The organism is Chitinophaga sp. S165 (assembly GCF_003182155.1).
Taxonomy (GTDB): Bacteria; Bacteroidota; Bacteroidia; order Chitinophagales; family Chitinophagaceae; genus Chitinophaga.
Window position 1 is genome coordinate 94437 of record NZ_QGTG01000009.1, and the last position, 22195, is coordinate 116631.

A 22195-nucleotide genomic window follows, 5' to 3' on the forward strand; every position below is an offset into this window, starting at 1 on the left:
TGAGTTGGTCGTACAATTCTTAATACGCCGCGCCTGATCACAGGATGCGGCTTTTTTATTTATGAATCTCTGATGTAAAATGGAACTCGATAGCCGGATTGTTGGTACGCTCTGTATTCAGGTACCATTCGGACTGCGCCAGGTAAACCAGGTGCCCGTCTTTATCCTCTACGATATTTGCCTGTTTGAAGCGGATGAACTCTTCCACCTTCTGCTTGTCGCCAGTGATCCAGCAAGCCTTATAGAAAGGCAATGTATTGAACTGACAGGAAGCGCCATATTCCTGCAACAGGCGGTATTGTATCACTTCAAACTGGAGGTCGCCCACGCAACCGATGATCTTACGGTTACCGCCGTGTTGGGTGAACAACTGGGCTACCCCCTCATCGGTCAGCTGACGTAATCCTTTTTCCAATTGCTTGGTTTTCATCGGATCCTTATTCACTACCTCCTTGAACAGTTCGGGAGAGAAGCTTGGAATACCGGTGAAATAGAACTTTTCTCCTTCGGTAAGGGTATCACCGATCTTGAAGTTACCGGTATCGAACAGACCTACCACATCACCGGGATAAGCGTCATCTACGATGTTCTTTTCACGGGCGAGGAAGCTGTATGGATTGCTGAAACGCACATCTTTGTCGAGGCGTACGTGTTTGTAGAATTTGTTACGTTCGAAACGGCCGGAACATACGCGCAGGAAGGCAATACGGTCACGGTGACGAGGGTCCAGGTTGGCATGTATCTTAAAGATGAAGCCACTGAATTTTTCGTCGCTCACCTTTATCTCGCGCACGCTGGATTCACGGTCGCGGGGAACGGGAGCGATCTCCACGAAAGTATCCAGGAGGTCTTTCACACCGAAGTTATTTACGGCACTACCGAAGAAAACAGGCGCCATTTTACCTTCCAGGTAATCTGTGTTATCAAAAGTATCATATACACCCTCGATAAGTTCTACGTCGTTACGCAGCTGGGCGGCATCCTGTGCACTGAAATGCTCATCAACGTAACTGCTGCTCAAGTCACTCAGTTCAACAATATCTTCGTCAGTGGCCTTTTTGTTGGGCGCAAACGATACGAAGCTCTTGTTATAGAGGTTGTATACACCCTTGAAGTCTTTACCCATGTTAATGGGCCAGCTCAGCGGGCGAACACGTATGTTCAGTTTCTCTTCCAGTTCATCGAGCAGGTCGAAAGGATTCTTACCGTCGCGGTCAAGTTTGTTCACGAATATGATAACCGGGGTATCACGCATACGGCATACGTCCATCAGCTTACCGGTTTGTTCTTCCACCCCTTTCACACAGTCAATCACCAGTACCACGCTGTCTACCGCCGTTAAGGTACGGTAGGTATCTTCAGCAAAGTCCTTGTGACCGGGAGTATCCAGCAGGTTGACCAGGGTATTGCGGTACTCAAAGGTCATTACGGAAGTCGCAACAGAGATACCACGCTGCCGCTCTATCTCCATGAAGTCGGAGGTAGTATGTTTCTTGATCTTATTTGACTTTACAGCACCGGCGGTCTGGATAGCGCCCCCGAAGAGGAGGAACTTCTCAGTAAGGGTCGTTTTACCGGCATCCGGGTGGGCGATAATGGCAAATGTCTTCCTTTTATTTATCTCGCTTGCGTACTTCATATTAGTTTATAACGGAAAATGTGTGCAAAGGTACGGAATTGTCACGTTTAATCTTTAATTTACATGTATCTATGATTGCCACGATCAAAATTTTATGGAATAGTCTGAAAATGGCTATCCTCGAGTTGCGGGTCAATAAGCTCCGCACTTTCCTGTCCCTTTTGGGTATCACCATTGGTATATTCTGTATCATCGCCGTGTTAACCGCGACCAATAGTCTTGAAAAGAACGTCCGTAATGAGGTGGAATCTCTGGGTAGTGACGTGATCTATATCCAGAAATGGCCCTGGGATGGTGGACCGGATTTCCCGTGGTGGAAATTTGTGAACCGTCCGTTGCCTAAATTTCAGGAACTGGGACCTATCAGGGAGAAGGTGCATAGCGCGGGCCTGTCTGCATTTGCCTTTTCTTCAGGAGGTAAGCGGGTAGAATACAGGGATGACTATATGGAAGGTACCGAGTTATTTGCAGTAAGTGGCGATTACGAGAAGATCCAGGCCATGAAGTTCGTAGGTGGCCGTTTCTTTGCAGGTAAAGAGAACGAGGCTGGCGCTAATGTGGCAATTTTAGGCGCCAATATCTGGGAAGGTTTGTTTGGTACTTCGGATAAGGCGCTGGGTAAAACCGTGTCTATCTCCGGCCGGCCCTGCCGCGTCATTGGTACACTGAAGAAGAAAGGAGCCAGTCTGGTGGACGGGATTAACTATGATAACTCTATTGTTGTACCCTATTTATACGGCCGTACCATCGTGGATGAGCGCCGTTTTGCCGATCCTTTCCTGATCATAAAAGCTGCTCCGGGAGCCACTTTATTGCAGCTGAAAGATGAATTGAGGGGCGTTATGAGAAGCGTACACCGTTTAAGACCTAAAGAAGACGATGATTTCTCCCTGAATGAGATCACTGCCGTAAGCGGAGACCTGAACAAGATGTTCGGTATGGTGAACCTGGGAGGAGGGTTTATAGCCTTTTTCGCCCTCGTAGTAGGTGGTTTCGGAATTGCAAATATTATGTTTGTGACCGTAAAGGAACGTACCAATATCATAGGATTGAAAAAAGCCATTGGCGCCCGCAAGAAAGTGATCCTCATGGAATTCCTGCTGGAATCCATCATCCTTTGTCTCATGGGAGGATTGCTGGGACTATTCCTGGTATATATCATCACTATAGGCGTGAACAGCCTCGGTTTCTTCGAATTTACACTCACTTTAAGCAACGTTATACTAGGATTGTCCATTTCGACGATCGTTGGTATTATCGCAGGATTTATCCCTGCCTACCTGGCATCCAAGCTGGATCCGGTGGTGGCTATCAGAAGCAATTGATAAGGCTATAATTTCCTACCTTTGCGGGCATGTCTGTAAAAATACTGGCCATAGAGTCATCGTGTGATGAAACGAGCGCTTCCGTGCTGGCTGATGGAGAGATCCTGTCTAATTTTATTGCCAATCAAACTATTCATGAGCAATATGGTGGCGTCGTGCCTGAACTGGCATCCCGAGCGCATCAGGAGAACATTGTTCCCGTAGTGGACCAGGCCCTGAAAACGGCCGGAGTTCGCAAAGAGGACCTGAATGCCATTGCCTTTACACAGGCGCCTGGCCTCATCGGTTCCTTGTTGGTAGGCAGCTGTTTTGCAAAGTCTATGGCACTGGCGCTGGATATTCCTCTGATCGCGGTGCATCATATGCAGGCGCACGTCTTAGCTAATTTCATCGGAAATGAGAAACCCTCTTTCCCGTTTCTATGTCTGACCGTTTCGGGAGGGCATACCCAGATCGTACGCTGCGATGGCCCTCTTAGTATGAAGGTGATCGGAGAGACGCTGGATGACGCGGCCGGTGAGGCTTTTGACAAGAGCGCCAAATTACTGGGGCTGCCATATCCCGGCGGACCTCTTATCGATAAATATGCTAAACAGGGAGATCCTGACAGGTTCAAATTCCCCGAACCGCAGATCCCTGGTTTGAACTTCAGTTTCAGTGGTCTTAAAACATCTATCCTTTATTTTCTGCAGGAACAACAGCAGAAAGATCCGCAATTTGCAGAGAACAATATGGCGGATATCTGTGCTTCCATCCAGCATCGCATTGTCAGCATCCTGATGAACAAACTGGTGAAAGCATCTAAGGAAACAGGTATCAAACAGATAGGTATCGCAGGAGGGGTGAGTGCTAATTCCGGTCTGCGGACAGCCTTACAACAGTATGGTGAGAAGTATGGCTGGCAGACGTACATCCCTAAATTTGAATATTGTACAGACAATGCTGCGATGATAGCGATAACTGCATGGTATAAGTACCAGGCAGGAGAATTCGTAGGACTGGATGCTGTACCTGGAGCAAGGGCTGGTTTTGAACACTAGTAACTGAAGATGGCAAATCACTATTTCCGTTTTAAACAATTCACTATATACCAGGATGCGTGCGCGATGAAGGTCTGCACGGACGCCTGTTTGCAGGGCGCCAGTACAGCTGCTCATCTGTTGGCCGGAAAACCGGATGTATCGCGGATACTGGACATTGGCACCGGCACAGGACTACTGTCACTCATGTTGGCGCAGCAATTACCCAATGCTGTCATAACAGGCATAGAGCTGGATACGGCTGCTGCTGGTCAGGCCAGGTCGAACTTTGCGGCCTCACCCTGGAATAAGCGCCTGCAGGTCCTTGAGACGGATGCCAGGGAATTGACAACTGACGTACAGTATGATTTCATCATTACCAATCCTCCTTTTTACGAATCAGATCTGAAAAGTGGCAATCACCTGCGTAATCAGGCCATGCATGCTACAACGCTGGATTATAATGACCTGTTAAAGGTTATTGACGGGCAACTGAAGCACGAAGGAGCCTTCTCTGTTTTATTGCCTTACCGTCCATTTGCTGAGTTTACGACGATGGCAAATATGGCAGGATTCCATTTGCAGGAAGTATTACATGTTAAACAGAGTGAACGGCATGATTATTTTCGTAGCATTGGGATCTTCAGCCGGGAAGAGGTCGAACCAAAGATTGGGTCAATAGCTATCCGGGAAGTGGATCAGCAAACGTATACGCCGGCGTTTGTTTCATTGTTGCAGGCTTACTATCTGTATCTATAGTTAGATACTGCAGACAGGCAGGCTGAAAGCTGCCGCCTGTCTGTAGCCGGTTCTCCCACGAGGATTATACCAAACAAAAAGCCAGCGATAAAGGAACAAATATACTAGCGGGCATCCCCCTTAACCTGCGTAATTATCTAATCATGTACCTTGTCTTGTTCTTCCACATAGTCCTTCAGGTACTCAAAACGTTCTGTCAACGTACCATTATGCGCGATAGTCGCATTACGTACGATAGTGCTATTAGCCTGCTGTAATTCATCAAACACATATTTCATCAGCTGGTCGCCGAAATACTGTGACGCATCCCGGGGAAGTTCATTCGGCAGGTTGCTAACGCACATCATGTCCAGCTTATCTGGCAGGTAGGGAGCAGTCCTCTCTCTTGTATGCCTGTCCACGCCATAAACAGGATCATCTATACTGGAATCGCCGAGGTTACAGGGAATGGACCCATTGGTATCGTCCGTAATGTCAGCAATGACCTTAATGCGGAAGTTGTCTTTCGCCAGATCATTCCAGGTGAATAGTGGCGGAATGCGTTGATCCCAGTAGATACCATTCATGAGAATGTCCGTCACCGTTACAAATGGCAGGAAGCGGCAATCATATTCTTCCGGATGAAGATGAAAATCCTCCCTGCTATAGGTCCTGTCTGTTTTCCGCAGATATAGTTCCCCAGCCTTGAGCTGTGTATATACAGGATAAGCGTAACTGTTGATCAGGAATTCCTCCGGGGGAATGTATTTAATGCCCAGGAGGCCCATCACCTCCAGTGTACCTGCTGCCACACGGCCGGATCCGGTAATAAGGATCTTTAACGGCGGCAGTTTGGCCCCGAAATAGTGATTGATCAGTTCCTTAAAATCATGACACTTGTGGACAGGTACCAGCTTATACTGCCCGGTCTTTTTTCCATAGGTCAACAAGCCATTATGAGCGCCTACTACTCCGGCAAAGAACCCAAATCCAAGTATGCGCTGGCCATCTTCATGTACCAGGCATTCATAATCGATCAGGGTAATATTGCGTTCCAGGATAGTCTGCAACATATGCCTGTTGTGTGGCTGCTTCTTACGTGTATGAGAAAAGAACAGGTATTTTTTTCCGGGCAACAGTTTTTCGGCAGGTACTTCCTTTATTCCTAATAATACCTCACAATGGGAGAGGTCTTCGGAGAGTGGAATTCCTGCAGCTTTATATTCATCATCTGTAAAACATCTCCAGGCAGATGGCTGAACAGTGATGCTTATCTGTGGGTTATGTTTAATGATCCACTGACATTGCTGTGGCGTAAATGCTACCCTGTTATCGTGCGGTTGTTTTTCCTCCCTAATAAGACCAATGTGTAACATATCCGGGTTTTGGTGTAACCAAATATAATACTTATTCGTGTTTGATCTTAATGGCTGCTGCAGAGATGCATTGGAGGGCAACAGCTGTACGGATTACCCTGATGATGATGTCTCGGCTTCAGTCCGTTCATTTTTTGTCTTGCCGAGAACATAACCACTGCTTCCGCTCAGAAGTGCCGTGACAATTATTTCTATCACTCTCATGACAATTTCTTTATTTCCGCTATAAAGACAATATGAAAAGAAAACAATCAAAATAAGCAGGACGATAACAGCCAGTGAATACGCCATGAACTTGAGCTTGAAAACATACTTAGGTGAATTCCTTAAATGTTCGGCATGTACATCGATGTTTTTCATCGAGAGCTGATGTGTCATGGTAATTTCCTTGAGCCTTATCGCTAACTCCTGTTGCTTGTATTTGAGCTCCTGCTTTTGATTGTCAGCTATCTCCCGTAGTAATTCCATATTAAGCGGATTACCACGGTTGTTAGTATTGTTGCTTTGGATAGGGACGTTGTTTTCAGACATTTCAGGCAGGTTTAATTTGAGGTATAACGATAACCTGGCTTGAATTTGACCCGAACGTGCCCCAGCACCTGATTACTACCCAATGGCGGTGGTACAAACCTGGCGGATAAAATTACATGAATGTTTGTTCTTACCAGTTTGTCATACTCGTAAGGGCTCATTATTCTCTCATTGTTAAACTTAATTTCTACAGGTTTGAATGTGATCATGTTATATTATTTTGTTTACGAATTATTAGAATATATTTGAAAAGAATAGTAAATAATATTGAAAGCATTATCAATACAATAGCATAACAGATGCCGTGCATTGTAGCCTTCTAAAGCTATATGACCGTATAACAAAACAATAAAATCTCCAGGGGGGATCAGGCTTATGCTGCCTGTTTAGAATGGATACTTCTGGTTTTTCCAAACAATACTCAAATATAATTCTCTTTCCTTGTTTTTTAGTTAACTCCAAGTTAATAAAAATATTTTTTTTCACTCATACGCCTATATAAAAGTGAGCAGGCCCTGACTACGTTCAATACGTAGTCAGGGCCTGCTCACTTTTATAACCTTTGCTTATTTCAGTCGAACTTTCAATTCAGTTCCTGCCTGCAGCATTGCTGAACGTGTTGTCGGAGTGTTTGCGATAGGATTCAGCAAACCATAGTCATGGATAGCGCCATTAAATCTTATCATTGTTACATTCACACCTGCTGCATCCATTTTACGGGCATATGCTTCGCCTTCATCACGCAGTACATCGTTTTCGGCTGTCTGTACTACTGCTGGTGGTAAGCCTTTCAACTGTTCCGGTGTTGCCTGTAATGGAGAAGCATAAATTTCTTTCCTTACCGCCAGGTCGGGAGCGTAATTATCCCAGAACCACTTCATCATATTTTTTGTCAGGAAACGTTGTTCTGCAAACTGATTGTAGGAACCTGTCTCGAAATTGGCATCTGTTACAGGCCATAAGAGTATTTGTGCTCTGATAACAGGTCCGTTTTTATCTTTCGCCATCAACGCTACTACAGCCGCCATATTGCCTCCCACGCTGTTACCTGCTACTGCCAGACGTTTTCCATCTACATTAATTTCTTTACCATTGGCTGCTACCCATTTAGTTGCTGCATACGCCTGGTTAATAGCTATAGGGTAATGTGCTTCAGGAGACGGAGTATAATCAACAAATACCGCTGCTGCACCGGAACTTACTACCAGGTCGCGTACCAGACGCAGGTGGGTAGGAAAATCACCTAATACCCATCCACCGCCATGGAAATACATAAATACAGGCAATACTCCTTTAGCGCCTTCAGGGCGTACAATATGCAGTTGTATGGTCTGGCCGTCCTGTGAGATCGTCTTTTCAGTTATTGTAACGCCGGAAACATCCACTTTCACGCTTTTCTGTGCGCCAACCAATACTGCACGGGCATCTTTCGGAGATAATGTTTCAATAGGAGAACCGCCACTATTATTTAATGCATGGAGGAAGGCCTTGGTGTGACTGTCAATATTAGGATCATTGTCAGGATTTACATTCTGTGCCATTGCGCCTACACTTAATAAGGTTGCTGCCGCGAGAGAAAGTATTTGCTTTTTCATTTTGTCTGTGTTGATTGTGATTATTTAATTTGATATCACAAAGCTACACCAGCAGTCAGGGGCGATCAATGCACGAATGGCGATTCTTATTGTACTTTTTCCCCCTCAACGTATTTTTTGCGGAAAAGCAGGGGGGAAGTATCTGCCTGGTTCGTAAAAAGACGTACAAAATAAGCGGGGTCCTCATATCCCAGCTTATAACCGATCTCTTTTACACTGAGGGTTGTATGGATCAGCAGTCTTTTAGCTTCCAGTATAATGCGTTCCTTAATAATATCATTAGGGCTTTTGGGGCTATGCCTGGATATTCGTTTACTCAGCGCCTTCGGCGTAATATTTAACATATCAGCATAATCGGCCACGTTGTGATGGGTTGTATAGTGAGCTTCCACCAACTGGCTGAATCTCCGGATAAATTCCACCTCCTGTGCCACGCTATTATCTCCCAGTTCATGCGCCTTCTTCCACATGCGGGTAGAACGTATAATGAGCTGCTTCAGGAAAATACGGATCATTTCCTCCATATTACTATCTTCAGCAGCTAGTTCATTCTTTATTTCCTGCAACAGGTGCCTCGCCTGCTGAGACGATTGTTCGTCCAGGAATACCACTGGTATATCATATACATTATTATAAAGTAACCCGTCACAGGCTACTTCTGTATCATGGATCTGTACACAGTAAAAATCACGGTTGTAATATAATAAGGTACCCTTACCGGAGAATTTGTACCATTGTCCGTCTTTGATAAAGAACAACGCATCCTGTTCAAGCGTATATTCGTGGAAGTCTACCATTACTTCAGCACCTGCTTCCAGGAAAAGGATCTTAATAAATGGATTATAGTCCTCATATTTGATACTGCCGGCCGTGTTAGCATCAAAATCAAGGCATCCCACAGTCTTGAAAAAGAAATGTTTCAGTAGATGTTCCATAACGCAAATTTATAGCTTTTTATATCTCGCCCCGAAATTGCACAGGTGGTTTAAAAATATACTGCCATGGTTTGGTTAACACAGGTAACTGCTATTTCCCTATCTTCGCTGCGAACGCTAACTGTAATTGAACCAAGCTGATTATTATGAAGATAGCTACCTATAATGTCAATGGCGTTAACGGACGTTTACCCGTTTTACTCCGCTGGCTGGAAGAAACGGCGCCGGATGTTGTCTGTTTACAGGAACTGAAAGCCCCACAGGAGAAATTTCCTGAAGCTGCTATAAAAGATGCCGGTTATAATGCCATCTGGCACGGACAGAAAAGCTGGAACGGCGTGGCGATCTTAAGTCGCAATATGCAGGTGGAGGAGATCAGGCGTGCACTGCCCGGCGATCCGGAAGATACCCACAGCCGTTATATTGAGGCCGTGATAAACGGCGACTTCGTACTGGGCTGCCTTTACCTTCCTAATGGTAATCCTGCTCCGGGGCTTAAATTCGACTATAAGCTTAATTGGTTTGAGCGTTTTAAAGCCCATTCAAAGGAATTATTGTCGAAAGATTTTCCGGTAATACTTACGGGCGACTACAACGTTATTCCTACTGAATTTGATGTATACAAGCCGGAGCGCTGGGTGGACGATGCCCTGTTTAGACCCGAAACAAGGGCCGCCTTTCAGGAACTGTTGGCACAGGGCTGGACAGACGCTATCCGTAAATTATATCCGGATCAAAAGATCTATACTTTCTGGGATTATTTCAGGAATGCCTATGGCCGTGATGCCGGTTTGCGTATAGATCATTTCCTGTTGAGTTCTCATTTCGATAAACGCCTGAAAGCCGGAGGAGTTGATCGTCAGGTACGGGGCTGGGAAAAAACCAGCGATCATGCGCCTGTATGGATCGAAGTAACCGGGAAATAACTTATTTCCTGACCGACTGCATATGTATCTCCAATACAACGCCTGCCGGGTCCTGGTAGCCGGCTACAAACCGCTCCTGGTCCAGTTTTATTACCTGGAGCAGGAGTTGTTCCCCTGTCTGCTTGTTGATGGTCAATAGCTTTTTTGAGGAATCATATTGCCAGCTGCCCTGTTCTTTCTTCCCGTTTTCAATAGATAAAACCTTGTTGTCTTTACTAAAGATCATCCTGCTTTTCTGCTGTTGTGGGGAAGGAGGCTGCTTTTTGCCATTCTCTCCGTAAAATTCAAGCTTCCACTCTTTCGAGATCATATCAGTGAATGGCACTGGGTTATTTTGTGCATAGCTCTGTGTGATTTTACCGGAAAGCATGGCTATTAGCAGGATGAAGTACCGATTCATAGGTTGTTTTTTATAAAATGTACTATTATATCTGTATATATCCTGCCAATGACAGAAAAATGAGTACTTATCTGAAATTCCTGGCACCGGGAAGTTTGATCTCCTGTATATTGGTCTGATTATCTGTTGATTTATCCTCCGTAAAGAATATGGTTTTCTGATTTTCTGCGGATTGTACTGGTGGTGGCATGTCTTCTTCTCTGATCGTTGTCATCTGATGTAACAGTTTTGTCAGGTTATAACAATGTTTCACGACAATATGTACCACTTCACCTTCACGTTGCAATCTGCCTTCTACCATCAATAGTTTGGATTGCAGGATCTCCTTTCTGAATTTCTGATACAGCTTCTGGAATACTACCAGGTTCGCACATCCTGTTTCATCTTCAATTGTAATAAAACAGATCCCGCTTGCTGTTCCGGGTCTTTGTCTTACAAGTATCAACCCTGCTATTTTCACAGGCATACCGTCGCTTATGTTGTCCAGATCTCGTGCAGAACGGATGTGCAGCATGCTGAGTTTCTCCCTCACAAAGCTCACAGGATGGGCTTTCAATGAGAGGGACATTGCACTATAATCATGAATAACATGCTCTGCTTCGGTCATCTTCGGAAGAGTTACTGGTTTTTCGGTAGTACTTTCTGATGGCCTGCCGGTAAACATACCAATAGGACGATCGCCCAGTGCAGATATTTCCCATAATGCCTGTCTGCGGTCTAATCCCAATGACCTGAATGCATCGGCATCTGCCAGCTTTTCCAGGGTATTCTGAGATACACCCGCTTCCCGTAGGGCCAGTATAGTAATATAAGGAGCTTTTCTGGCGGATACAAGCATTTCGATCTCTTCCTGCTGTAAACTTCTCACCTGACGGAATCCCAGGCGTAAAGCGCAATGTTTGTTATCCACTAATTCCTCTAAGGTATTATCCCAGTTGGAGTGATTTACATCAACCGGTCTTACTTCCACACCATGATTACGTGCATCGATCACGATCTGTGCAGGCTGATAAAATCCCATAGGCATACTATTGAGTAAGGCACAGGCAAATACATCAGGATGATGACACTTGAGATAAGATGATACATAAACCAGCAATGCAAAACTGGCGGCATGGCTTTCCGGGAATCCATAACTACCGAATCCTTCCAGCTGTTTGAAGATGCGCCGTGCAAATTCTTCTTCATAACCTTTCTTCATCATGCCTTCGATCAGCTTCTTTTCAAATCTGGCAACCACTCCTTTTGCTTTGAATGTAGCCATACTACGACGCAGTTCATCAGCTTCCGCTGGTGTAAAGTCAGCCGCAACTATAGCTATTTTCATAGCTTGTTCCTGAAAGAGGGGAACGCCCAATGTTTTTTTAAGGATATCTTCTAACTCCGGTGAAGGATAAGTAGGCTCTTCTTCTCCATTCCTCCTGCGCAAATAAGGATGCACCATATCTCCCTGTATAGGCCCTGGCCGTACTATCGCCACTTCAATTACCAGATCATAAAAAGTTTTAGGCCTTAGCCGTGGTAACATCGACTGCTGCGCACGGCTTTCAATCTGAAATACGCCAATGGTATCGGCTTGACTGATCATCTCATATACGGCCGTATCCCCCTGGGGAATATTCGCTAATGTGAAATCCTTATCATGGTGTGCTTTTGCAAGATCAAAAGCCTTCCGGATACAGGTCAGCATACCCAGCGCCAGTACATCTATCTTCAGAAATCCTAGTGCATCAATATCATCTTTGTTCCATTCAATACAGGTCCTGTCCTCCATGCGGGCATTCAGAATAGGGCATAGGTCTGAGAGTTTATCCTGCGTAATTACAAAGCCTCCTGTATGCTGTCCCAACTGTCGTGGAAAACCTACCATCTGCTCTGTCAGTTCTAATACTTTCCTGAGATGTGGGTCATTAATATCTAAACCCTGTTCTGCAATCCGTTCTGCACTCAGACTTTCATCATAATGATGCCAGATCGAAGAAGATAAACGGTTGATCGTATCCACGGATAAGCCCATCGCTTTTCCCACGTCCCTGATAGCGCCTTTGTGCCCTTGTTGGGTTACTGTAGCTACTATAGCGGCCCGGTCACGACCGTATTTTTTGAAGATGTATTGCATGACTTCCTCTCTGCGCTCATGTTCAAAATCCACATCAATATCAGGTGGTTCATTGCGGGCCGAAGATATGAATCGTTCAAACAGCAGATCAATTTCCATAGGATCCACTGAGGTAATACCCAGGCAATAACAAACAGTTGAATTAGCAGCAGAACCACGTCCCTGGCAAAGAATCTTCTGCTCTCTGGCAAAACGTACAATGTCATACACTGTCAGGAAATAGGGGGCGTAATTCATCTGGTCCATAAATTTCAGTTCATAAACGATCGCAGACGAGATCTTCTCTGGTATATTATCTCCAAAACGTTCCCTGGCACCCTGCCAGGCAAGGTGTGTAAGTTCTTCCTGCGGAGTACGTCCCTCAGTAGTAAGTTCTTGCGGATAAACATATTTCAGGCTGTCAAGTGAAAACTGACAGGCCTGGGCTATTTCCTCTGTACGCCTGATAGCACCGGGATACTGACGGAATAAACGCTCCATTTCAGCAATAGGTTTCAGAAACCTTTCAGCATTCTGATGCAGCCGGAATCCTGCATTATAGATCGTACATTTTTCGCGGACACAGGTCAATATATCCTGTAACTGTCTACGTTCAGGATGATGATAATGTACATCATTGGTAGCTGCCAATGGGATATGGTATTGAGAGGACAATTGCGAAAGACGGTATAATCTTTTCTGATCATCGCCCAGGTAAGATCGTGTGGCAGCCATGTAAAGCTGTGTGCCTAAAGCGCTGCCATATTCTTTTAAGGCCTTTTTGAATGGTTCTTCAAAATCAAAAGTTGGTGTCAGTTGTTCCGGTGGTACTACAATGAATTTAATTCCTTCAGCATGTTCATACACATCTTTTTTGTATAAATGACAGTCTCCTTTTTCTGCACGCAGATTGCCCTTCGTCAGCAACGCGGAAAGCCTGCTATAAGCTGGTTTATCAGTAGGATAGGCCAACAGGCTGGGACCATCCATCAGGTCAAGTCTGCATGCAGGAATAATACGTATATCTTTTTTTTTAGCAGCAGCATGACCCCGTACAATGCCAGCCAGTGTATTACGGTCGGTTATGGCAATCTCCTTATAGCCATAAGATGCTGCCTGTTCTACCAGTTCCTCTGGATGAGAGGCTCCCCGGAGGAAACTGAAATTAGTCGTTACCTGCAGATCAATGTAGCTCATATATCATTACTTTAACTATGCAAAAAAGCCATGAATAAACCATTGTGAATTATCACCCGAATAATGTCCTGAACGAAATAACCAGTAACGTTGTCCTTCTGCATCTTCTACATTATAATAGTCCCTGTGTTCACCGCCATCCAGCCACCATTCCCTTTCTATACGCTCCGGACCATCCGCTTTGCGGATCTCATGCAATTTGCCTTTATACCGGAATAACATCGGTGGATAATCTGGTATCGGTGCTGTGACTTCAATAGGCTCGGGCTTAAACAATAATTGTACCGGCCGGGGTTTATCTGTACGCCATGTCGTAGTTGGTTTTTCCTCAATAGCAGTTGCCGGTCTGATAGATCGCTCTGGCCAATAATGTTCAGCAGGTAGATAACGCCGGATGTTTTCTTCGCCGACCTTGCCCGCCACCCTGTCCAGCAATTCTGCTACAGCAGGTGTTTTTAAACCAGGGTTGCCTATCCATAATACTTCCTGGGAAGGGGAGACGTCTTCAACCTTTAGTGCTTCCAATGTAAAAAGCTCAATCCCCAATGCTGGTTCTATGGACGGTATTTTCAGTTCAAATAGGTTGAAAAGATGGTCTGTATTGTGTGATGGACGATTGGTACCGATCTCCGCCTGTACCATCCTGTTATCTACCCGGTATCCTTTGAGGATAGCGGTACGCAGTCCTTTGCCTTCTTTCTGTAAACGAAGACAGAGCTGTTCAAGTAAGGCCTTAACAGCTATTTCAATACCGGTAGCTGTGCGGATTGGCTCCAGACAAGGCAACCGCTCTTCATAAGGCGATACAGGATAAATAGGCTCGATCACCTCTGTTTCCTGTCCCAATGCCTGCCCAAGCCTTAATAATAACTGCTGCCCAAACCGGCGGCGCAATACAGCCCTGGGCATATTCATGAAACTACCGATCTGGTGTAATCCCAGTTTTTGTAAACGGGCAAGAGCATCTTCTTCCAGCCGCAAGGCGGCGGAGGGCAACGACATCAATGCGGCAGACTGTTCCCCGGCATTAATAATGGGCGTTACCTTCCCATAGCGGGATATAGCCCATGCCGTCCCAATAGTATCGGCCATAGCGCCACGCACGTCATAACCTATGGCACGGAGTTTTGTAACGATCTCTTTCAGATAAGGCCGTTCTCCTTCCCATAAATGGGTACAGCCGCTGACATCCAACAGCAAGCCATCTGGCATATCTATCCCTACCACAGGCGTATAACGGATACACCATTCGCCCAATGCCTTGAGCAATTGAGAACCTTTTTCAGCCTGATCATCAAATACTTCTAAAGAGCTCACTATAGCTTTTGCATCCGCGAGCGGCATGGCTGTTCTGATGCCCTGTGCTTCCGCTGCCGGACTGACCGAAGTAATGATCATTCTGTTGTGTACAGGGGCGGTAAAAACAAAGGGTTTGTTTTGCAGTCCTGGCTGTTTGCGTACAAGCCAGTCAGTCAGCAGATGACGGAACCATATCGAGACAAATCGCTTAGACATATCATCCCGCTTTTAATCGCCGCTCCTGCGTAGAAGCCGACGCTTTATTATCTGAAATAACAACACATTTTCCATCGGCCCATTCCATGTTCCAGACGCCGGGACGGCCATTGCGCACTTTTAGTAATTCTACATGCCAGCGGGGAAAACCAACACCTGGCATGCCCTCTTCCAGTTGGCTCGGTAATGGAGTGATCTTCCAGCGGGTTACACAAGCTGTTGTATTTGCATTTCTGGCAGAGGTACGGAGGATAAAACCGGTCACCTTACTTTGTTCTACCACCAGCTGCAGCCGCCGGGACTGCGTAAAGCTGATCTCCGGTATTTCAGCGATCACCGCTGCAATACCCTCACATTTGAGGGCTTCTTCCAGTACCCAGAGAGCATCTTTTATCCGTTGCAGGTCTATGAAAATGACCTTGTCCGGCTCTATACCAAAAGTCTTCAGGGAAGGAGGAAATAGTGTTCTGGCCACACTGATCCAGATACAGGCGCCGCCATGCCGCATCAGATTGCCGGTCAAGGCACTCACAAAGCCCGTTGTAGCTGCGGAATGCTCCTTTACAGCACAAAGGAATTCATGCACAGCGCCTGTAGGGAAGGTAGCATTGGGAAAAGCAGTATTTATAGGGCCCAGGTCTATATCCGGCGTACTATCGGCGGATTTCGACCTGAACCCTTGCAAACGAAGGATATCCTTCTGCAATTGTGAAATAATATCTGCTTTTTCTGCTGGCATACCTGACTGTTGATTTACGAATAACTAATTTATTTAGCAATATTACTAATAATATTAGTTTTATGAAGTGCAATTTTTACACTTTTAACAGTGCGGCTGCTTAAGCAGGGATTATCAGTTAATTAAACGTTGCTCTGAATTTGAGAGGTGTTGTGCCGGTCCTGATTTTAAACAATTTATTGAATGACTGTGGATGTTCAAATCCCAGTTCATAGGCTATTTCACTCACGGATAATTTTGAGGTCGTCAAAAACTCCTTTGCTTTTTCAATTACTTTATTATGAATATGTTGCTGCGTACCCTGACCTGTTAAAGTCCTTAACATATCACTCAGGTAATTAGGTGAAACATTTAGCTGCGCAGAGACATATTGTACTGATGGAAGTCCTGACTGCCGTACCATGCCACTATTAAAATAGTCCGACAACAGGTCTTCCAGTTTTACCAGCAGGTCATGGTTCACTTTCTTACGTGTAATGAACTGCCTGTTGTAGAACCTGTTGCAATAGCTGAGTAACAGGTCGAGATTTGCGACCATCACATCCTGGCTGAAATTGTCAATGTTTGTATGATACTCATGCTCGATATTGACCAATATAGAGGCAATCGTTGTTTTTTCTTTTTCCGAGAGATGTAATGCCTCATTAGCAGCATAAGAAAAGAAACCATAGTCTTTTATGGTTTTAGCCAGCGGATAGCCATGCAGCAGATCCGGATGAAAGATCACCCACTGTATGGTAAAATCCTTTTCATCTGCTAATTCCACGCCAGATACCTGTCCGGGTCCCTGGAACGCCATTACACCTTCGCTGAAATCATAATCGCGCTGACCATATTTCACTTTCCCTTTAAAACCCTCTTTAATACAGATCGCATAAAAGTTGATCACTACATTATCTGCCTCCCGATGCTGGTATTGCATGCTTTTGGAATACATAACAGATATCAGCGGATGTTCAGGTTTGGGCAGTCCAAGTAAATCGTGCAATGCTGAAAGAGAATTCAGTACAATATGCGCTGGTTTTTTAGATGCCATGTTACTGCGGATTTATATGCAGACAGGTTAAAATTATTAAAGTTATTTGAGCTGGCTCATAACAATCTTATCATAGATCCTGTCTCCAAACCATCGGCGGATAAAAAGCGCAGGCTTGGCAAAGTTCCCCGCTACATAGCGGATGGCAGGTTTGTCGGCTTTGATGGCTTTGGATACCACATCGGCAATAACATCAGGAGAGGAGGACTGTGCTTTTTGTATGGATTTCTCAACAGCAGTAAGCAGGGCTTTGTACATAGATGAATAAGGGCCCGCCGCTGCAAGTTGTTTCATATGCGGTATCGAAACATCCCCAAACTCCGTAGCAATCATTCCAGGCTCTATGATCACAACATCTATCCCAAATGGTTTAACCTCCAGCCGCAGGCAATCTGACCAGCCTTCTAAGGCATGTTTCGATGCATGGTACCAGGACGATAACGGTGCGTACACTTTGCCAGACATTGAAGACGTGTTAATGATCTTTCCTGATTGCTGTTGCCGCATAACAGGTAATACAGCTTTTGTTAACGCTGCCACGCCAAACACGTTCGTTTCAAATTGCTCGCGTGCTTCAGTAATATCAACATCCTCTACTGCCCCAATGATCCCATAACCTGCATTATTGAAGAGAACATCTATCCGTCCCTGTTCTTTTACAATCACAGATACGGTATGTTGAACAGCTTCATGGTCATTTACATCCAGTTGTAACACCCGTGCACCACGGTCCGCTAGCTCTTTTAATTTATCCATTCGCCTCGCGGTGGCGTAAACAATGTATCCTTCATTGATCAGCCGGATGGCTGTAGCTTTGCCTATTCCTGATGATGCGCCTGTGATCAGTATTACTTTTTTCATCTTATAACCTTATTGGTATTATACCGCAAAGGTCAATTTCAGCGAAAAAATAAAAGTAGCCTGTTTCCGGATTTTTGTAGCCTGATTTAGCGCGGATGAGCATCAGATTTTACTCGGTGCCATCCCATACATTTTCTTGAACGCAAAAGAGAAGTGGGAGAGATCTTCAAATCCCACATCTATATAGACATCTGAGGGAGCCACGCCTTTCTCCTTGATCCGGTAATATGCCTCTTGCAATCTCTTTTGCTGCAGCCATTTTCCAGGTGCCGCATTAAACTCTTTTTCAAAGTCACGCTTAAAGGTCGAAAGGCTTCTACCTGTCAGATAAGCAAACCTGTCCAGCGATACATTAAAATGGAAGTTCTTATTCATAAAAGCCTGCAGGTCGATCTTCCCGGGTTCTGTCAGATCGAACAGGATATCTTTCAGCGTCGGATTTGTTTGCAGCAGAATAGCAATTGCTTCTTTTACTTTTAATGACAGTAATACATCATTATCCCCTTTCATCAAATCATCATATGGTTGTAAGGAATCCATATAATTTTTCAAAAGAGGGTGGGAGTGTAGCAATATGGCAGGTGGCGTTTGCAGATGTTTCTCTGATGTATACCCATACTCAGTACCAAAGCTTCTGAGTGTTTGCTGGTCCAGGTATACGGAGATATTTTTATACTCACCATTTACCGGAGGCTGTTTGGTGAATTTTATCAGACTGTTTCTTTTGGTTAACCGGAAATCACCTTCCCGGAAGATATACTGTTTCTCGCCATCAGTCATGGTAAGCGTACCGGATAGCTGATAACTGAATACATGCTCGGGTACAAATTGTTCTCCCTCTCTTACCTGATCATAGTAACAGGAGTAAGTGATCTGGTTCGTTGTTTTTTGCTCATTCATATCATCCCCGGTTATAGTCAAATAGCATAGCTGCCGGAAAGCAGCTATGCGTAATGATTCAAAGCTAAGAATTATTATTTAGTATCATCCCCGTCAGTAGAATTGCTGACAGTAAGCCATTTTTCAAGTTCATCCCGTCTGATCGCATCTACCTGTTGCAATAGGGAAGTGGCATCACTACCTAATACAAGATGTATGGGAGGCTCCGGATGATCTGTCAGTTCGACCAGTACCTTTGCAGCCTTGTCAGGATTCCCTTTGGGAATGAATTGTTTGTTTTTGTACATCTCGCTTCTGCTGTCCACAGTAGATTCATAACCTTCTATCTGTTCCGCATAAGACATAGAGTCACCTCCCCAATCAGTGCGGAAGCCACCAGGTTCTACTGAAGTTACCTTGATACCCAGTGGGGCGACTTCTTTAGCCAATGCTTCGCTAAATCCTGATAAGCCCCATTTTGCACTCTGGTACATGCTTAATCCTATACTGGTTATTCGTCCGCCAACTGAACTCACCTGCAATATCCTGCCGGAACGTTGCTTTCTCATATATGGTAGTACCGCCCTTGTAATTTCTACCGGTGCGTACAGGTTGGTTTCAAACTGGCTGCGTACCTGTTCCTCTGTAAAAGCTTCTGCGGCGCCCATAATACCGAATCCGGCATTATTAACCAGGACATCTATGCGGCCAAAACGCGCAATGGTGTCTTCCACTGCTTTATAAACCTGCTTATAATCTGTTACATCCAGTTGAACGGGCATAATGTGATCGCCATATTGCTCAACCAGGTCATTTAATTGTTGAGGGTTTCTTGCAGTCGCTGCTACAAAGTCGCCTTTTGCCAGTACTGCCATTGTAATACTTCTTCCCAATCCTCTTGAACTGCCTGTGATAAACCATACTTTATTCATGATCTGTAGTTTTAAACGTTACCTCAAAATTACAGACTAATGACTGGCATAGGTTTGTTGGACGGTTCAATTTACTTTGTTATAAAGTTCAGATGAAGTTGCCCATTTGCGCCTTGAATATTACTGGGAGATAGCCTGTTACTCAAGATGGCTTTGGAAGAATTAACCACGGTAAAAGCCTGTGCAGTGTGGAAATTAAAAAATACAAACAACTTGGTATTTTTCCAATATGGTCAGGGAAGTAACTTTGTTCAGGAAGATTGCTATTGATCAACTTATGCTTTTTGTTCTAAAAGCACTTCCTTTATTGAACCAGCATTGTCAGATACAATTTTGTCATTCAACATATTTATTTAACCTCTAAACTTAATTAAATGAAAGCTCCATTTTTAGGGCAAGCTATGTCCGATATTCCGGAATCCTTTTCAACAAAATATAAGGGAATAGCTAGTCCTGTTCCGGGCGATGATCTGGAGAATCCCATCTATACAGGCCGTTATTTCATTGTGCCGGAGAATGGTGAAACTTCATTACAGGAGGCTGTCAACAGTTTCAGTCAGGCAATGGGCATGAGCGTAGCAAGTAGCGGTGATTACAGTCCTGAGTCTTTTAAAGAAGAGAACATCGCTGATGCTGATATCTTCCTTTATGAAGATCTTGGTTTCGCACTTGTTTCGGCAGATCAGGAACAGGTACAAATGATGGAAACAGTATTAAGTACTCAGCCGCTGAGAATAGAGCCGGAACTGGTGATGTATTCTATTCCGTTTGAAGGTTCTCCGTTAGTGGAAGGCATTGCTGCTACAAATCCGGTTGCTGTAGCCGCTGGTCCGTGTACATGGGGTATACAGGCAACAGGAAGTGATATCAGCATATTTACGGGTAAAAACGTCAAAGTGGCAATATTGGATACCGGCCTGGATCTCCAGCATCCTGATTTTGCCGGACGTGTTCCTGCAGCCAATCAACGCTCGCTTGTACCTGGACTTACCAGTGTGCAGGACATGCACGGACATGGCACCCATTGTACCGGCACTGCTTGTGGAAGAAAAGACAACGTGGGCACACGATATGGAGTGGCTGGCGATAGTGAAATTTATATTGGTAAAGTTCTCGATAACAGTGGCCGCGGCGCCCAGGCATGGGCTATTAATGGTATTAACTGGGCAGTTTCTCAAAATTGCAAAGTAATATCGATGTCCCTCGGTGCAAAAGTATTCCCTGGTATTTCATTTGTTACTGCTTACGAACGTGCCGCTGCCAACGCCGTAGCAAATGGCGCTTTAATTGTGGCGGCAGCAGGCAATGACAGCAGAAGACCAGGAGGACAAATATTTCCTGTAAGCAGCCCGGCCAACTGTCCTTCTGTACTGGCGGTTGCTGCTATCGACAGCGCCCTGGATATCGCTTTCTTTTCAAACAGGTCTATCAACCCCGGACAGGATGTATATATTGCTGGTCCTGGTGTGGATGTTTATTCATCATGGTTAACACCACTCCGCTACAAGACAATCTCCGGTACAAGCATGGCCACACCACATGTGGCAGGCATTGCTGCACTGATATGGGAGAAGAACCCTTCCTTTACTCCTGCACAGGTAAAAACGGAATTACGTAATTTAGCTAAGTCATTGGCACCCTTACTGCCTACTGATGTTGGCTGTGGGCTGGGAACTGCTCCATAAAAGATTTAAATATGCAGGTTGATCTAATCATAACACTGAACGAAGATTCTCTTGGTAATCTGAATTCCGTTGTGGAACGTTTGAAGAACCAGGGTGTTGCTGTTTCCGACGTTACAACTTACGGCGTGATTATGGGAAAGGGAGATAGTAGTCTTATCAACAAGTTGTCTAAAGACAAAGAGATCGAATCCGTAATAGAGGATTACTATACGCAATTACCACCTCCTGAATCGGAGATTCAGTAATAACAGTGAGTTAATAATGCAATTCTAAAGCTCAAATTATGTATAATACATGATTTGAGCTTTTTTATATATAAGCCCTTCAGAAGTGAGTATAGTTCCGGCTGGAATATTTTCAAGTGTCATCACTTGGTTTTAAATTTTAATGCATCGTTGGTTTTATAAACTCATTTAAAAAAAAATTCAAAACAAGCATTTCCGAATCATCTTATCACTTACCTTTGCAACATTAACATCCCAACGTAATTATTTAACACCAAATCTAAATTCCCAAATAATGAAAAATCTAAAGTTCCTACTACTACCAGTCCTACCACTACTACGTGTAGAAAACACAGGCAGACAGTTCATTTCCCAATTATCAAAACTTACATATCCAAATGAAACAACAAACAAATTGCATCCTGGATCTGAATGATCTCTACAACTTGCTGGAGGAGAACAATAGCCAGCATGTAAGAACAAACACCAACCTCAATACCTACCGGCCTCCCAAAGGATTCTACCTATCAAGTGTCATATCAAAG

General features: G+C 44.7%; 20 protein-coding genes. 6 read left to right on the top strand and 14 right to left on the bottom strand.

Going from position 1 to position 22195, the window contains the following annotated elements; all coding sequences use genetic code 11:
- Positions 1-55 precede the first annotated feature (55 nt).
- Positions 56-1639, bottom strand: a complete 1584-nt coding sequence (locus C7475_RS27000; RefSeq protein WP_110056541.1) for a peptide chain release factor 3 — start codon at positions 1637-1639, stop codon at positions 56-58.
- A 71-nt stretch (positions 1640-1710) separates the two neighbouring features.
- Between C7475_RS27000 and C7475_RS27005 the strand changes: the two genes are divergently transcribed.
- The 3 genes from C7475_RS27005 to C7475_RS27015 are packed head-to-tail and all read left to right on the top strand — an operon-like array spanning position 1711 to position 4742.
- Positions 1711-2964, top strand: a complete 1254-nt coding sequence (locus tag C7475_RS27005; RefSeq protein ID WP_110056542.1) for an ABC transporter permease — start codon at positions 1711-1713, stop codon at positions 2962-2964.
- Between the two features lie 29 nt (positions 2965-2993).
- Positions 2994-4004 carry a tRNA (adenosine(37)-N6)-threonylcarbamoyltransferase complex transferase subunit TsaD gene (gene tsaD / locus C7475_RS27010; protein WP_110056543.1) on the top strand — a complete coding sequence of 337 codons (1011 nt, stop codon included), beginning with the start codon at positions 2994-2996 and terminating at the stop codon, positions 4002-4004.
- 9 nt (positions 4005-4013) lie between these two features.
- Positions 4014-4742, top strand: a complete 729-nt coding sequence (locus C7475_RS27015) for a tRNA1(Val) (adenine(37)-N6)-methyltransferase (RefSeq protein WP_110056544.1) — start codon at positions 4014-4016, stop codon at positions 4740-4742.
- Between the two features lie 137 nt (positions 4743-4879).
- Here C7475_RS27015 and C7475_RS27020 read toward each other — a convergent pair whose 3' ends face one another.
- From C7475_RS27020 to C7475_RS27035, 5 genes are all read right to left on the bottom strand, one after another.
- Positions 4880-6097, bottom strand: coding sequence for an NAD(P)-dependent oxidoreductase (locus C7475_RS27020; protein WP_110056545.1), 1218 nt, complete (start codon positions 6095-6097; stop codon positions 4880-4882).
- Between the two features lie 93 nt (positions 6098-6190).
- A complete protein-coding gene (locus tag C7475_RS27025; protein WP_110056546.1) occupies positions 6191-6628 on the bottom strand; it encodes a hypothetical protein in 438 nt (145 codons plus the stop codon).
- A gap of 11 nt (positions 6629-6639) precedes the next feature.
- Entirely contained in the window at positions 6640-6837 is a 198-nt protein-coding gene (locus C7475_RS32845; protein WP_146217663.1) for a hypothetical protein, read from the bottom strand.
- 357 nt (positions 6838-7194) lie between these two features.
- Entirely contained in the window at positions 7195-8223 is a 1029-nt protein-coding gene (locus C7475_RS27030; RefSeq protein ID WP_110056547.1) for an alpha/beta hydrolase, read from the bottom strand.
- 86 nt (positions 8224-8309) lie between these two features.
- Complete coding sequence (locus tag C7475_RS27035) at positions 8310-9158, bottom strand: AraC family transcriptional regulator (protein WP_110056548.1); 849 nt, start codon at positions 9156-9158, stop codon at positions 8310-8312.
- Between the two features lie 146 nt (positions 9159-9304).
- Here C7475_RS27035 and xth point away from each other — a divergent pair, with 146 nt between their 5' ends.
- Positions 9305-10084: an exodeoxyribonuclease III gene (gene xth, locus C7475_RS27040; RefSeq protein WP_110056549.1), complete on the top strand. Its 780-nt coding sequence runs from the start codon at positions 9305-9307 to the stop codon at positions 10082-10084.
- Between the two features lies 1 nt (position 10085).
- Here xth and C7475_RS27045 read toward each other — a convergent pair whose 3' ends face one another.
- From C7475_RS27045 to C7475_RS27080, 8 genes are all read right to left on the bottom strand, one after another.
- Complete coding sequence (locus tag C7475_RS27045) at positions 10086-10484, bottom strand: lipocalin family protein (RefSeq protein WP_146217664.1); 399 nt, start codon at positions 10482-10484, stop codon at positions 10086-10088.
- A 67-nt stretch (positions 10485-10551) separates the two neighbouring features.
- Positions 10552-13779: an error-prone DNA polymerase gene (locus C7475_RS27050; RefSeq protein ID WP_110056551.1), complete on the bottom strand. Its 3228-nt coding sequence runs from the start codon at positions 13777-13779 to the stop codon at positions 10552-10554.
- Between the two features lie 15 nt (positions 13780-13794).
- A complete protein-coding gene (locus C7475_RS27055) occupies positions 13795-15294 on the bottom strand; it encodes a DNA polymerase Y family protein (RefSeq protein WP_110056552.1) in 1500 nt (499 codons plus the stop codon).
- Between the two features lies 1 nt (position 15295).
- Positions 15296-16033 carry an ImuA family protein gene (locus C7475_RS27060; RefSeq protein ID WP_110056553.1) on the bottom strand — a complete coding sequence of 246 codons (738 nt, stop codon included), beginning with the start codon at positions 16031-16033 and terminating at the stop codon, positions 15296-15298.
- A 118-nt stretch (positions 16034-16151) separates the two neighbouring features.
- Complete coding sequence (locus C7475_RS27065) at positions 16152-17069, bottom strand: AraC family transcriptional regulator (RefSeq protein ID WP_110056554.1); 918 nt, start codon at positions 17067-17069, stop codon at positions 16152-16154.
- Positions 17070-17111: 42 nt separating this feature from the next.
- Entirely contained in the window at positions 17112-17930 is an 819-nt protein-coding gene (locus C7475_RS27070; RefSeq protein ID WP_110056555.1) for an oxidoreductase, read from the bottom strand.
- 102 nt (positions 17931-18032) lie between these two features.
- The gene (locus C7475_RS27075) at positions 18033-18830 is read right to left on the bottom strand and encodes an AraC family transcriptional regulator (RefSeq protein WP_110056556.1); all 798 of its coding nucleotides are present in this window, start codon (positions 18828-18830) and stop codon (positions 18033-18035) included.
- Positions 18831-18904: 74 nt separating this feature from the next.
- Positions 18905-19741 carry an oxidoreductase gene (locus tag C7475_RS27080; protein WP_110056557.1) on the bottom strand — a complete coding sequence of 279 codons (837 nt, stop codon included), beginning with the start codon at positions 19739-19741 and terminating at the stop codon, positions 18905-18907.
- A 374-nt stretch (positions 19742-20115) separates the two neighbouring features.
- Between C7475_RS27080 and C7475_RS27085 the strand changes: the two genes are divergently transcribed.
- Together C7475_RS27085 and C7475_RS27090 are read left to right on the top strand one after the other, a co-directional pair.
- Positions 20116-21426, top strand: coding sequence for a S8 family serine peptidase (locus tag C7475_RS27085; RefSeq protein ID WP_110056558.1), 1311 nt, complete (start codon positions 20116-20118; stop codon positions 21424-21426).
- 11 nt (positions 21427-21437) lie between these two features.
- Complete coding sequence (locus tag C7475_RS27090) at positions 21438-21671, top strand: hypothetical protein (protein WP_110056559.1); 234 nt, start codon at positions 21438-21440, stop codon at positions 21669-21671.
- Positions 21672-22195: the final 524 nt, after the last annotated feature.